Source organism: Bradyrhizobium sp. USDA 4454 (assembly GCF_054822705.1).
Window position 1 is genome coordinate 281,345 of sequence record NZ_JBTRCN010000001.1, and the last position, 12,587, is coordinate 293,931.

Consider the following 12,587-nt stretch of genomic DNA (forward strand, 5'->3'; position numbering starts at 1 on the left):
GAGGCACTCTTCGAGGCATTGAAGCCTGCCGCAACCACGATTCCCATCGGCATTCCATAATGCTCGATGGGCGAATCCGGGCCGATGCAGCCCTGCGCCACCATGCAACCAATTTGCATACGGTCTCGGTGGCCGGTGGTCCTAACGAAATCGTAGAAATGAAGGAGAGGCCGCAGACTGCTGCGGCCTCTCTTTCTTCGATCAGGACGTCACCACCAATGGCGGTGATGATGGCGCCAACCGTAGTGGTGGCCTCGGTGCCAGCCATAGTGATGGCCGCGGCCCCAACCGTAGTGATGACCGCGGCCGCCATGATGGCCCCAGCCGTGTCCATGCCCGTGTCCGTGGCCGCCTTTGACTTGGATTATTCCATCGTCCGTGTTTGCCAGGGTCTGTGGCGGTGCGATCGGCATGGCAGATGCCGAGAGCATTGGAATAAGCGAAAAAGCACAACTAATAACTGCGGATGCCAACAGCTTTTTCATCTTGAGATGCTCCTCCCTTGTTGAGCGATAACTCAGCAGAGTATCAGACGCGCATTCCAATGCTCGCTGAACGGTGCATTCACCTGGGGTTCATCGATGCCGCGCTTCGGCGCGTACTAGAACCCTCCAGTGCCGATCGGAATCTGATGAGCCATATTCATGGAACGTCGTTCGGATCGCGCGGTTGGTTGCCGGGGCGAACTCTGGAGGACAAAATGAAGCGCACAATCATCGGACTTTCTGCCGCCTGCCTGATGGCTTCGAGCACGATCGTGTTCGCGCAGGGCGTCTCTAACAAGTCTCCTGGTCATGAGATGCAGGACCGAGGTTCCAAGAAGGGGAGCCCTGGCGCTTCCGGCTATGCGCCCGGACAGGAAATGCAGGCAAGGGGCTCGAAGTCTGGCAGCCCCGGCGCATCGGGATATGCTCCTGGTCAGACGACAGGGTCCAGCACCGGCATGAAATCGGGTGGCTCGACCAGCTCCAGGTAGCGCTCGTTCGGGTCGTCTCAGCGTCCGGCTGGGACGACCCCATGCTATCGGACCCCGCGCTATCTTGGCCTCGGCCCTCGCGGCGCGGTGGCGAAGGTTAGGCCAAGAACTTTGGCCCTGAGCCGTACCGCGGCTTCGCTTCGGTTCATCTCAACGGCAATGTCGACGGCATAACGGCCTTCAGCGATCAGTTTTTGTAGAGTGCCGTCTTCAGCGGGATCCCAAGGTCGGTTCTTTGGCATCGTGATGCAAATCAGTTTTTGAGGCCAGTTCGTACTGGTGAGCCTTCTCCAGCAGTGCGTCTCTGATCGGGCCGGGCGGAAGAAGAGCGGCCTGTCTTCGTGCCTCGTGCGCACATTCAGAGCTGACTTCTTGCTCTCTCGTCATGGCTCGCCTCCAGCTCCTTGCGGACGGCCGCAGCAGAATTCCCTACTTTATCGACCGCCTTACGAAGCTCTTCCTTTGAGACACCGAGCGCATGAGCCCAGCATTTCATTTGATCAGGCGCATGCACATTGATCTTTGAACGCTCGAACTGATCTTTCTTGGTAAGGCTGTCCATTTCCCAATAACTCGGGCTCGGCGGCTCCGTTCCTAAGTAGGAACTGGCGGGCCGATTCCTGTGTTTGTCCGAGCAGGAGGTGCCGACATGGCAAAGGCAGCATGGAAACGACCGGGTTCACCCATCGGCAAAAAGGGTGCGCGAAAGGCCAACCCTAAGTACAAACGCCGTTCCCGCCAGCCTTGGACCGATAAGGAAGTCAGCCAGCTTCGATCGCTCGCAAAGGCCAACACTCCCACGGGCGTCATTAGCCTCAAGATGGAGAGGCCGAAGGGTTCGATCACGAGCAAAGCGCAGCGCGCGGGCATCTCGCTTCGGCCGATCAACCGCTCCCCCTACAATCGTCGCAAGAAGACCGCGCGGCGCTAGTTCTTGGTGGGCGGGGTCTCCGAGAGAACCCCGCTCACATCGTGCTCCTCCACGCCTTGGTCAATGTCGTCGGAGCTGTTGCACGCGCATCTCATGCCTGCGCCACACTGGCAACCACGCGGGTCTTTCGTCCAGGCCAGGTGAGGGTGGTTTTCGCAAACCCAGCCCAGACCGCCGCAGATCGGACAATTGGGGTTGATCATGCCGCGAGCAGACGCTTGTAGCGCCGGTAAGCGTCAATGGCATTGTTCGCGAGCATCAGCGGCCGATGCTCACCAGCCCGAGCCATGTCGTCGATACTTCTGAGAAGGAAGCGGCTCGCGTCGGCTGGATCTGTGATTTGGCCGGAGCGCTCGAGGAAGTCCCAGGCGATCTGAATCGACTTCTCCACGAGGATTGGCAGCAGCTCGCTCATAAAAGCAAAACAGGTCTCGAGCTGGATGGTTCCTTTTCAACATACGCCCGGCCGGCGGCAGTCTATCCGCACCTACCGTTATAGCTTACGTTGCAGCCGGGCCGCAGGCGAGGCGTGCGGCGCGCGAAGTCCAGCCTCGCCACCTAAGCTTGTTTGGTCCCAACGTGCCATATCGGTCATGAAAACACGAAATCGCAGCCTGCTCGTCTTTCTTGTTGCCGTTGTAGGCATCGGCTGGCTGATCGGTGCAACCAACTTGCCTGGCGCATGGTACGCTGCGCTGCAGAAGCCGCCATTCAATCCGCCGAACTGGGTGTTCGCGCCAACCTGGACGATTCTGTACGTGATGATCGCCATCGCTGGATGGCGCGCCTACCTACAGGAGGTCAATGGCCTGGCCTTGCAGGTTTGGCTCGGACAGATGACACTTAATTTTCTCTGGTCTCCCGTTGTCTTCCGATTGCATAACTTGGCTATGGGCCTTTCGGTCATCGTTCTGCTGCTGGGTTTGATACTGTTTTTTATAGGTCTGCAATGGCGGACCAATCGGCTGGCGGCGCTCTTATTTATCCCGTACGCGGCCTGGGTGGCGTTTGCGTCGCTCTTAAACTTTTCACTCTACCGCCTAAACTGATCAGCCGAAAAGATCGCGATCATCCAGAGCGATCGTCGTGGTGCACGATTGCGTCGCACAACGCAGTTCGGGCTTTCGAAGGAAGCCGATAGATGTAAATTAGCTTCAGACTTACAGGGACCGACGACATGCGGCGGACACTGCTGATCAATCCTTTTAATCTACTCGCCGAAACGCCCGGCCAGCGCGCGGATCCGGGCCAAAGATACACGCCGGTGTGCGATCGTTGCGGCTCAGATGACATTGTTTGTCACGCAACGATCCAGTGGAGCAATGAGGCCCAAGACTGGCAATTGACGAGTACGTTCGGGCAGCCGGCGCACTGCAATCGCTGTAAATCTCCGTGCGGCTTGGAATGGCTTGCCTTCAGCTAGTCACGTGCTGCCATCTGCTGCAAGAGAGCGTCTTGCCGGTCCCACTCGACTGGGAGCGACATGAGCAAAGTTGCCAGATCAAGCCCGATGGGTTGTTGGCCGCTTCCGTGAGCGTTGGCGAGAGCAGCGTCAGCCGGAGCACCCGGCAGGATTCGTTGATCTTCTCGGCCTTTGCCAATTGTGAACCAGGTCTTCCTCTATGCGACCGGGTACGCGCAAAGGGCAGTCAAGTCTCTACATCCAGATCAGACGACTGCTCGGTCGCAATGGCGCTCTGAAGATTCCAAAATGATGTCCCAGCACTCGAGCCGGTGGTCCTTGCAGGACCATACCCTTTGACATTTCTGGGTTCTAGACCCTGACACAATTCCTCGCATGGCTTACGGCGTTCATGCGCGGCTTCTCGCCGCGTGCATTGAAGAGCGTCGTGTTCATGCGCGCTGGTCGGTTAACGGCGGCGGCGCGTTATGATTTGCCTACCGCGGGATACAGCCAAAGCGAGCCCGGCCTAAAGCGCGAGGGTGGCTGTCGGCGAGATGGACGTCGCTGCAAGTAGACGCGACCTGCGTAGCGCCATCGCATGCGCAGGGTCTGAAAGCGACGGCCTGGCTCCGCCTAGCAAGATCGCAGAGGACATGGGACGAGTCTCGATGCGCGAGCGTCGGGATTTCTCGCCTATGTCCTCCGCTCCAACCTTCACCACCAAGCAAGAGGGAATAATAGGACTATGGCTCGCTCTGATCGTACGAAGCTCGAAGTGAAACGTACCACGATGGAGGGAGGGGAGGGTCAAAAACTCTAAAGCCCCCGTTTCTGCCGACCGGTGTGGGTGGTTCGTACGCAAAGTTCTGGAATTAAATACAAAAAGCCACACCTAAGCGTCCATTAGGACGACGGAGAATATGCATGATCAAGCGGAAACACTCGCCTGAAACCAAGGCTCGCATGGCAGAACTTATGCGCTCGCGTAGTGCCGAGATAAGCAGGCTCACCAAGGAGCGAATGGCAGATCCTGAAGTGAGGAAGCGAATTCGAGATGGGATGCAAGCTGCTTCGGGAGCGGCGACGGAAATTCAGGTGCTCCGGATGGCCTGGGCGGCTGCGCGGCTATCTGCTCGAACTCGGTTTCTTACCGAGTTGACGAAGGCCGATGAAGATCGACAAGAATGTGCAGGGTGGAGGAAGCTGCCAAAATCATAGAGCTATGTTTCAGCAGACAATCCAGCTCGTCGATCGCTACCCGACCAGTGCGGCACCGCAGCCTCGCGTCCTGGATTCTTGCGCGGGAAGCTGGGTGGCCTTTCACTGATACGGACTTTGGTCGGCCAGCGGCCGACTTCTTCCATAACATCGGATACGCGAAATTCGCATTCGATCCATGAAGCATTTATGGATATTGCCCTTCGGAAGGGGGATCACGTGCGTTGGTGTCGGAGTTATGCATTGATCAGCACCGAGTCCACCGCGCTGCCGCTGGCGGCGCAGCGCGGTGTAGCGCGATGAACTCATCAAGCCGCGCAAACGCTCTGCTATACTGCTGCCGCGGCATCCCGCGAGCGCGGCGCCTCTTGCGAGGCAATCCCCTTCGCCGCCGATCAATTTTAGCCCAATCGGTCTGCGCAGCGCACGGGTTGATAGATCTGTTGGCTATTGGCAGCGCCACGATCACGATCGCGGTAGTCGCAGAGATCGTGAATCAACCGAGAGAAGTCGGAAGCGGAGTGCATCTCGTCATTGAAGACTTCAAGTGCCCGAAGCGTCCTGAACGCCCAGATCGTTCGATAAAGTCCACTGCCTTTCTCGCTTGACGCGGAAACAGCATATGTCCCGCGATATGTAATACCATCCGGCGTCACGTCGTCGAGCTTGCTTTCGTTGGCAATCAGCCAATTCTTGAAGTCAACGTGCTTATTGAATGGAACATCGTAGCCCCATTCAATCACAAGCGACCCAAGCAATACGCTCTCATTGAGGAGGTCCTCAATCTCCTGCTGACCTTCGCCATGCTTGATCAAGTCACAAAATGGAAAAAACCCGCCCGATCGCACCTCCGGTTCGATCGACGTAACAGTCGGCGGGGTCAATTTTTCGCTAGCGATTAGGCTCGAGGCAAGCCCTGACGGATCCATGCTATTCATACTAAAGCTCCTCAATGCTTCTCTGCTGAAAATTCAATCAACCCCTGTTCTCGCAACTTCTGAAGACCGTTCTCGAGGTTTTCTCGTGCATCTGCGTCCGACATTTGCGAGGCAACTTGGTTGCAATATCGCTCGGTGAGCTGGTCCGCGGTTCGGCCGTCGCAAAGTTCGAGAATAAACCATGCGTTGAGGTTCAGCATGAATAACTTCGGCGGGTTAGGCCTAAACACAACGCAACTCTTCATCTCGCTAACGGGGCGCACCCGGAGGTTTGGGGCGCGATTGTAGCAGCCACTCGGGTATGACACGGAGGTCCACTCCCTTATTCAATACTTTGTCGAATGGGTCTGGCGCGTCCCAAGCGCCGTGAAACGCATAGGCAGTCGCACGACATCCGCCATGTGATCCCTGACTTGATGCACAGCTGGGGCAGCTATCTTTGACCTGGCCCAATCTCAACTCGCGATAGAGCGGGTGGTCCCATGTCGTCATGAAGGAAACTTGCTTGATGTTGCCGTAGTTCACGTACTCGCGCAGATAAGCGCAACCGATCGAATCCCCAAACGCGTTCACGGCAGCCATTTGCCAGCATGAATTGCCGTTATGTGGGTGCCAGGATTGCATGAGCTTCATCCCTGATGGTAACCGGAGCGCGTCCAGTGCAGCATGCATCTCGTCGAGTGACAGAGAGAATTCATCCCAGCGATACTTTAATCGGCCGAGCGGATAAGGCCGCAACACGCCGGCCGTCTTCACCCCTAGCCTGTGAGCTAGATCGATGTAACCTTGAAGGTCGGCGAAATTCTTCCGATTGAGGATTGTGAGAGTCTGTACCTCGATGCCGGCGTCAAGCATATATCTGACGCCGTCGCAGGTACGCTTGTGGCTCCCGGGCGTTCCCGTCAATTCATCGTGCACCTCCGCGCTCGGGTGAAGAATATCGACAAGCACGATGCCGACGTGGATATCCTTTAGTTGGCGAGCAAGATCTGGTGAGATAAGCGTCCCATTGGTGCGGACCTCGGTGAGGAAGCGGCTCGATGCTGTGGCCAGGAAAGGCAAGAAATCCGGCCGGTGAAATGGCTCCCCGCCTTCGATGTAGAGGTAGATCACGCCCAGCTCCGCGATCTCGTCCAAAAAGCGAGCCCAGTCTTCGCTACGCAATTCTGACGCGGCCTTTTCGGGCGCGCAGTCGGCGTAGCAATGCTGGCAGGAGAGATTGCACGTTTCAGTATAACAAATTGAAAGCTTTAGGGGCTTCTTGAGCGCAAACGGATTTTGTATGGGTGCCATGACGTCCCATCTCGCTGCGACTGATAGTACTCCGAGGCCTATCTAGGACAAGCCGGGGATGCTAAACTGACATAATACTATTTCAATAGCAACCAGCAGTCACCCCGTATGCATTGTTCTGCTTGCGGCTGCTCAGCTCCGACGAATGCGCGTTTTTGCCCAAGTTGCGGCGCGAAGCTGAGTTTGCGTTGTGAAGTTTGTGGATTCGAAAGTCCGCCCGAATTCCGTTTCTGCGGCGGGTGCGGTGCTCCGCTCGCGGAGCATTCGCTGACTCGGCAATTGGTTGAGCATCCGACGCCTGTCGCCTCGCGCGGCGCTGACCGCGGTCAGCGGCCTGAACGACGTCAGGTTACGGTGCTCTTCATCGATATGGTCGGTTCGACTGATCTGTCGGTCTGTCTTGACGATGAGGAATTCAAAGACATTATCTACAAATATCGCGACACGTGCGCGAACGCGGTTCGCCAATTTGACGGTACGATCGTTCGTTATATCGGCGACGGGATACTTGTGTGCTTCGGTTTTCCTCTCGCTCATGAAGACGATCCCGTAAGAGCCGTGCGCGCGGCGCTGGCGCTGCTCGACGGCATGAGGCAACTCAACAGGCAAGAATTGTCCGGCGAGCCGCCCATCCATATGCGCATGGGCATGCACACGGGCATTGTCATCGCGGGCGACCTGAGATCCTCGGACACGTTCGAAACGATGGGTATCCTCGGCGAGACGCCAAATATTGCTGCTAGACTGCAGCAACTTGCTGCGCCGGACAGTCTGGTGATAACAGGTGCGACCGCGCAATTAATCGGTGATAACTTCGATCTTCGCGACCTTGGTCCGCAGGAGATCCGGGGCACTCATGGCGCGATAAACCTCTTTGAGGTAGTCGGCGAACGTGTCGATCCTGCCTTCGACGCCGTTCGCGCCGGACAGAAGATGGTTGGGCGTAGCGAGGAATTGGCGCTTTTGCGCGACCGTTTCTCTCAAGCCGTAAGCGGTGAAGGCCAACTGGTGCTTATCACGGGCGAGGCCGGCGCGGGCAAGACGCGGCTGGTTCGCAATTTCCGAGACATGCTAGACGGATCGGCGTTTTTGCCATTCACCTGCTACTGTTCGGCCTATAATCGAGAGAGCGCCTTCTATCCCATCATCGAGATGATCCGCCGCGTGGTAAATTTGGATAGCCTCGCTGATGTCGAGGACAAGGTTGCGAACCTTCAGCGTGCTTTCGCTGGATTGGATTCGATCACGCCTGAGGCGGTTCCGCTGATCGCCGAGTTATTGGAGTTGCCGGTCCCCCTGTCTTTGAGGGAACTGTCTCCATCGCAGCGTCGAGAGCTTCTGCTCGATCTTCTTACACAATGGCTTCTGAGACAATCTGAGCAACATCCTATCGTCTTTATTGTCGAAGATCTGCATTGGGCAGACGCTTCGACCAATAGTCTGCTCGAGCGCATTATTCGGCAACTCCCGGATTGGCGCGCGATGGCCATCCTCACTTTTCGTCCCGAGTTTAGGGCGGAATGGTTGCTGGAATCGCAGGGCACGCGTCTTGGGCTGCGTCATCTCTCCACGAGCGAGGCCAGGACCTTGATTGAACAGGTTGCGGGCGCGACACCGTTACCAGCAAACATCGTGGAGCACATCGTTGCTAAGACGGGTGGTATTCCACTATTTGTCGAGGAGTTGACCAAGACGGTGCTCGCCGGAAATCTCTCGGCCGCGCACGGAGATCCTGCTCGATTGACCGCCGTCGTCGACAGCATACCGTCCACGCTGCGGGGCTCGCTAGCGGCACGACTTGATCGACTGAAGGTCGCAAAGCCGCTCGCCCAGGTTGCCGCTACCCTCGGTCGGACTTTCGACAGCGAGGTTCTCGGCGCCGTAACCGGCGAGAGCCAGCATAGCCTGCGAGAGCAACTTGCCGAGTTACTCCACGAGGGCTTTATCCAGCAGCATGGGGTTCCCGTACACGCCAAATATTCCTTCCGGCATGCGCTTATCCAGGATGCGGCCTACGATTCCCTGCTCAAGAGCGAACGCCGGCTAATGCATCGCAAGATCGCTGATGTTCTCGCTACGCAGTTTCGAGAAATCGTCGCGGCGACGCCGGAAGTGCTGGCGCAGCATTACGCTGCAGCAAATCTCGCGGAGGCAGCGATATCGCAGTGGGAGGCGGCCGGGAAAAAGGCCGCCGAGCGTTCGGCAAACGTGGAGGCTGCAAGTCATTTCGCGAACGCTCTCGCCATCCTCCGCGGTCTACCCGACACCCCGGAGCGGGCCCGCAGAGAACTGTTGCTTGAGGTAGATCGAGGTTCTCAACTTCTCGCCACCCAGGGCAACGCAGCACCTCAAGTCGAAGAGGTCTTCACCCGCGCGTATGAATTGAGCGAACGGCTCGGCGAGCATCAGCTACTCTTCAGGGCCCTCTATGGTCTCATGATGTTCTGCATCGTCCGCGGCCATCTCGAAAAGGCACACGAGTTCGGGGTGCGTTTGATAGAACGCGCAGAGCGGGCGGATGACCGGGGACTCTTGCTACAAGCCAAGCGACCGCTCGGGCTTACACTCTTCTACCTAGGAAAATTCGACGTCGCGAAGAAAACTCTGGAGGAAGCTCTTCAACTCTACGATCCAGATCAGCATCACCATCACCGGTTCGAGTACGGCTCGGACCCAGCCGTCCTCGCGCAGTGCAATCTCGCATGGACCGAATGGTTTATCGGTTTGGCCGACAGCGCCGTCAAGGACAGCGCGCAGGCGATCGATCGGGCCGTTCAACTCGACCACCCTCATAGTCTCGGCTTCGCGTTGAGCTTCGACGCCTCGATCAGGCAGGCGCGAGGGGAGCCAGCTGAGACGCTTGAAGCCGCCGAACGCACGATGCAGGTCGGGCAAACTTTTCGCTTCCCGTATTGGAGCGCTTGGGGCCGGATTTTACGCGGCTGGGCCATCGGCAGGCTGGGCCGCTTGTCAGAAGGCGTTGCCGAGATAGAACACGGGCTTGCCGACTATCGCGCGACTGGGGCTGAACTCATCCGGCCGTATGGTTTGATGCTATTTGCCGAGACGCTCGCGGCGAAAGGCGATCCGGACAATGCACTGAAACTACTCGACGAAGCACTTGCAATCACGACATCGAACAAAACCGTCTTTTGCGAGCCGGAGCTGCATAGGATCCGGGGCGAGGTTTTGCTCGCGCTTAATGGCGACAGCGAAGGCGCTTCTAAAGAATTCCTTACCGCTGTCGCACTCGCGCGCGGACTAGGGGCCCATGCCTTGGAGTTACGAGCCTTGCTCAGCCTTGTCTCGGTCGCCACTGGTCGCAACCATCGGACCGGTATGGAACGGTTAAAGCAGCTCCATGGCCAGATCGCTGAGGGTTTCGGAACTACTGATCTGATCGAGGCGGCTCGGATCCTAGACCTGGCAGGTGCGTCGCTAGAGTAATTGTTGCCTGTTCGCCAGGCATCGTATCGTCAGAAACCTAGATGTGAAATCTCGGTTGAGCGAATTTAATGTTACGGCCAATTTAATTAAAGGGGTGGTCAGGCCGCGGTCGCCTCGGATTCCGTGATCCGTTGGAATTCAAATAGTAGCTCCTGGAAGTGTTTTGCCAGATAGCCAACGACCTTGCCGTTGTGCAGCAGTTTTGAGACGTAGCCGACCGCCAACACCAGATCGAGATGGTCGGTGCCATAGGTCTGTTCGGCGACCGCAGACGCCAGGTTCGGCCCCATGACGGCCGCCAGCTCGGCCGAAATGTTTGGTGCAGTCGCGGTTGTAGGAGAAGACCCATCGGTGTGGGTCATTGTCATCACAGGAGGCCTACGGAAATAGCGAGGGCCGAATTGCCTTCAAGAGCAGACGTCAAAGGTGATTAAGCAAATGCTCGCTAAGGGCCAGAGGCGGAAATCGAGCATTCATTGTTCACGCTCGAAAATCCGAACGCGTTGACATCGCCGCCCTCCGGGCTGAGGTCAGCCTCGGGCCACTACCGGACCTTCCCTCTAGATCGCCCCTCCATGCTAAGCTTCCGTCTTCGATCGTATGTTGCGATCATCCAGTCCGTCCCTCCACCGGGTCAGGACTTTTTCTTGGTAGCGCGCCTCTTCAAATCTGACGCGGTCGGGACCCTCGATTGCGAAAATATCGTCCTGCGACGCAACGGCTTTCAGAAAACGATGCGAGCGAATGTCGAGATTTACCAACCCTCCACGGTCCGCGAAATGGCTGTGCAGGTACTCAAAGGAGAACATCGCAACGCAGTAGTTGTCGAAAGTCTCGAATTTCAGAAAGTTAGCGGCCTCGCATTCGTCTAAGGTCATAACGGGTTCAAAAAAGATTTTTGATCGGCCGGGAAGGCGAGTTGTCCACTGAGGCGGGTTTGGCTCGTAAAGCGGCTTCAGAGCACCAACTTGGTTCAGCACTCCGGCAGGCCATTCCCAGTGCCCCGAACCCTCAACATAGAACGCCTCATGCAACGTGCCGTTTTCATCAGGAAGCGATTGGAGGCAACCTTGCTTTCGGTCGAGATCAATCTTTCGGTAAACTTCGAACAGAAGCTCGTATACGAGCGAGGCCACTGTCGCGTTTTGCATACCTTGACCTCTGAATACCGCCCAAGTTCAGCCGTTAGGACTATACGGCAATTCCTTAGAAATTCGTCGAGTTGCTTTGTTAAATGCCTGCTTCGGGTCAAAGGCAGCTCCGGCAGCCAGCAAACCCTTGGTCAGGTCACCTCTCGGAAGCGGACATCGCCGCGTTCTGGGATGAGGTCAGCCACGGGCCAAAAGCTGCCGTCCGCACCGGCGATTGAGCACGGGCCGGTAAGAAGTTAAAAGCAACCCAGAGGCGGGCTCCGACATGCGGCGCGATGGCGACCGACTTCCTCCTAGATGCAAAAATCGATGGTGCGCGCATTATGAATACGCAGAACGAGGACGTTGATTGGCTTAACCCTTGGATGCCGATTGAAAGCAACGAACAGCGGCAAGCACTGGAAAGCGAGCTGCATCGAGAGCTTACCCCTGGGCATCAGCTTGTCGGATTGTCCGTTGTCGCGCTCGCAATGCGCAGGGACCAAGATGACGTGTTGTTCCAGCTCCAAGATGGCCAAGTGGCGGTGGTTCATCTCACGTGGAAAGGCGGACCAGAAATTGACGCACGCTGGCCGGTAACCGCCTGCTATTCGTCCTTGGGCGAATGGATCGAGCTTGCAATGAAGCCGGACCACTTGGACTTCAATAGTTGAACCCACAGGTCCGTCTTGGGTCAAAAGGCGACATCGACCAGCGTGATCGCAATGTCCGTAAAGGGCCAGAAGCACACGACGGCCTCTCAACTGACTTCACGTGGTTTCGTATATGGCGATGCTATCTGGCTCGGCCAAAATCAAGTGGCGGCCATCATCCGAAAAGGAGGCGGAAAACCAATACTGCGAGAAGATCGGGAATTCGATCTCACCACCTTGCCCCGCAACGACATACTTCACAACGACCTTATCCGCCTCCGGATCGAAGACGTAAGCAATCGTGTTTTGACCAACGCGCAGGAGTGGTGCATTCGCTTCCAGTCCGTCGAAAACCAAGCCCAAGAAGTCCCTCCGGCCTTCAACGAAGTTGTAAGGGTTGATGTCGGTTTCGTGGACGATCAGCTCCGGCGCTAGTGTAATCAGCCAGACCGCGTCATGGTCGCAGATGTAATAGGTGCCACCTTCTGGGATAGTAAAACCGATATACCGGTCCGAGATAAATGGCAGGTTGATTCTCTTCATAGTTGCAGCTTAGCAGGCTGACAGCGACTTGTCCGCTTCGGGTCACAAAGCGA

Annotated in this window: 12 protein-coding genes; 4 read left to right on the forward strand and 8 right to left on the reverse strand. The window is 56.9% G+C overall.

The window, feature by feature from the left end:
• Positions 1-1,334 precede the first annotated feature (1,334 nt).
• Positions 1,335-1,538, reverse strand: coding sequence for a DUF3606 domain-containing protein (locus ACVIW0_RS01300; protein ID WP_456668426.1), 204 nt, complete (start codon positions 1,536-1,538; stop codon positions 1,335-1,337).
• 87 nt (positions 1,539-1,625) lie between these two features.
• Between ACVIW0_RS01300 and ACVIW0_RS01305 the strand changes: the two genes are divergently transcribed.
• On the forward strand, positions 1,626-1,907 hold the full coding sequence (locus ACVIW0_RS01305; protein ID WP_461350671.1) for a hypothetical protein: 282 nt from the start codon (positions 1,626-1,628) through the stop codon (positions 1,905-1,907).
• 199 nt (positions 1,908-2,106) lie between these two features.
• Here the strand turns inward: ACVIW0_RS01305 and ACVIW0_RS01310 are convergent, their stop codons facing one another.
• Positions 2,107-2,322, reverse strand: a complete 216-nt coding sequence (locus tag ACVIW0_RS01310; protein ID WP_461350672.1) for a hypothetical protein — start codon at positions 2,320-2,322, stop codon at positions 2,107-2,109.
• Positions 2,323-2,500: 178 nt separating this feature from the next.
• On the opposite strand from ACVIW0_RS01310, the gene ACVIW0_RS01315 reads away from it, so the two are divergent.
• A complete protein-coding gene (locus tag ACVIW0_RS01315) occupies positions 2,501-2,956 on the forward strand; it encodes a TspO/MBR family protein (RefSeq protein WP_461350673.1) in 456 nt (151 codons plus the stop codon).
• Between the two features lie 1,975 nt (positions 2,957-4,931).
• Here the strand turns inward: ACVIW0_RS01315 and ACVIW0_RS01320 are convergent.
• Genes ACVIW0_RS01320 through ACVIW0_RS01330 form a run of 3 tightly spaced genes read right to left on the reverse strand, consistent with a single transcriptional unit; the run spans position 4,932 to position 6,761 of the window.
• A complete protein-coding gene (locus ACVIW0_RS01320) occupies positions 4,932-5,468 on the reverse strand; it encodes a hypothetical protein (RefSeq protein WP_461350674.1) in 537 nt (178 codons plus the stop codon).
• Between the two features lie 11 nt (positions 5,469-5,479).
• The gene (locus ACVIW0_RS01325; protein ID WP_461350675.1) at positions 5,480-5,713 is read right to left on the reverse strand and encodes a PqqD family protein; all 234 of its coding nucleotides are present in this window, start codon (positions 5,711-5,713) and stop codon (positions 5,480-5,482) included.
• Between the two features lie 4 nt (positions 5,714-5,717).
• Positions 5,718-6,761: a radical SAM protein gene (locus ACVIW0_RS01330; protein ID WP_461350676.1), complete on the reverse strand. Its 1,044-nt coding sequence runs from the start codon at positions 6,759-6,761 to the stop codon at positions 5,718-5,720.
• Positions 6,762-6,869: 108 nt separating this feature from the next.
• On the opposite strand from ACVIW0_RS01330, the gene ACVIW0_RS01335 reads away from it, so the two are divergent.
• Complete coding sequence (locus ACVIW0_RS01335) at positions 6,870-10,208, forward strand: AAA family ATPase (RefSeq protein WP_461350677.1); 3,339 nt, start codon at positions 6,870-6,872, stop codon at positions 10,206-10,208.
• 98 nt (positions 10,209-10,306) lie between these two features.
• On the opposite strand, the gene ACVIW0_RS01340 is transcribed toward ACVIW0_RS01335, so the two are convergent.
• Both ACVIW0_RS01340 and ACVIW0_RS01345 read right to left on the reverse strand, forming a co-directional pair.
• The gene (locus ACVIW0_RS01340) at positions 10,307-10,570 is read right to left on the reverse strand and encodes a hypothetical protein (protein WP_461350678.1); all 264 of its coding nucleotides are present in this window, start codon (positions 10,568-10,570) and stop codon (positions 10,307-10,309) included.
• A 216-nt stretch (positions 10,571-10,786) separates the two neighbouring features.
• Complete coding sequence (locus tag ACVIW0_RS01345; protein WP_461350679.1) at positions 10,787-11,359, reverse strand: hypothetical protein; 573 nt, start codon at positions 11,357-11,359, stop codon at positions 10,787-10,789.
• Between the two features lie 275 nt (positions 11,360-11,634).
• Here ACVIW0_RS01345 and ACVIW0_RS01350 point away from each other — a divergent pair, with 275 nt between their 5' ends.
• Complete coding sequence (locus tag ACVIW0_RS01350; RefSeq protein ID WP_461350680.1) at positions 11,635-12,012, forward strand: hypothetical protein; 378 nt, start codon at positions 11,635-11,637, stop codon at positions 12,010-12,012.
• A 96-nt stretch (positions 12,013-12,108) separates the two neighbouring features.
• Here ACVIW0_RS01350 and ACVIW0_RS01355 read toward each other — a convergent pair whose 3' ends face one another.
• Entirely contained in the window at positions 12,109-12,534 is a 426-nt protein-coding gene (locus tag ACVIW0_RS01355) for a hypothetical protein (RefSeq protein WP_461350681.1), read from the reverse strand.
• Between the last annotated feature and the right edge of the window lie 53 nt (positions 12,535-12,587).

Coding starts and splice junctions, on each gene's coding strand:
- ACVIW0_RS01350 (WP_461350680.1), top strand. CDS start 11,635: ATGGCGACCGACTTCCTCCTAGATGCAAAAATCGATGGTGCGCGCATT.
- ACVIW0_RS01310 (WP_461350672.1), bottom strand. CDS start 2,322: ATGAGCGAGCTGCTGCCAATCCTCGTGGAGAAGTCGATTCAGATCGCC.
- ACVIW0_RS01300 (WP_456668426.1), bottom strand. CDS start 1,538: ATGGACAGCCTTACCAAGAAAGATCAGTTCGAGCGTTCAAAGATCAAT.
- ACVIW0_RS01320 (WP_461350674.1), bottom strand. CDS start 5,468: ATGAATAGCATGGATCCGTCAGGGCTTGCCTCGAGCCTAATCGCTAGC.
- ACVIW0_RS01355 (WP_461350681.1), bottom strand. CDS start 12,534: ATGAAGAGAATCAACCTGCCATTTATCTCGGACCGGTATATCGGTTTT.
- ACVIW0_RS01340 (WP_461350678.1), bottom strand. CDS start 10,570: ATGACCCACACCGATGGGTCTTCTCCTACAACCGCGACTGCACCAAAC.
- ACVIW0_RS01345 (WP_461350679.1), bottom strand. CDS start 11,359: ATGCAAAACGCGACAGTGGCCTCGCTCGTATACGAGCTTCTGTTCGAA.
- ACVIW0_RS01325 (WP_461350675.1), bottom strand. CDS start 5,713: ATGAAGAGTTGCGTTGTGTTTAGGCCTAACCCGCCGAAGTTATTCATG.
- ACVIW0_RS01315 (WP_461350673.1), top strand. CDS start 2,501: ATGAAAACACGAAATCGCAGCCTGCTCGTCTTTCTTGTTGCCGTTGTA.
- ACVIW0_RS01335 (WP_461350677.1), top strand. CDS start 6,870: ATGCATTGTTCTGCTTGCGGCTGCTCAGCTCCGACGAATGCGCGTTTT.
- ACVIW0_RS01330 (WP_461350676.1), bottom strand. CDS start 6,761: ATGGCACCCATACAAAATCCGTTTGCGCTCAAGAAGCCCCTAAAGCTT.
- ACVIW0_RS01305 (WP_461350671.1), top strand. CDS start 1,626: ATGGCAAAGGCAGCATGGAAACGACCGGGTTCACCCATCGGCAAAAAG.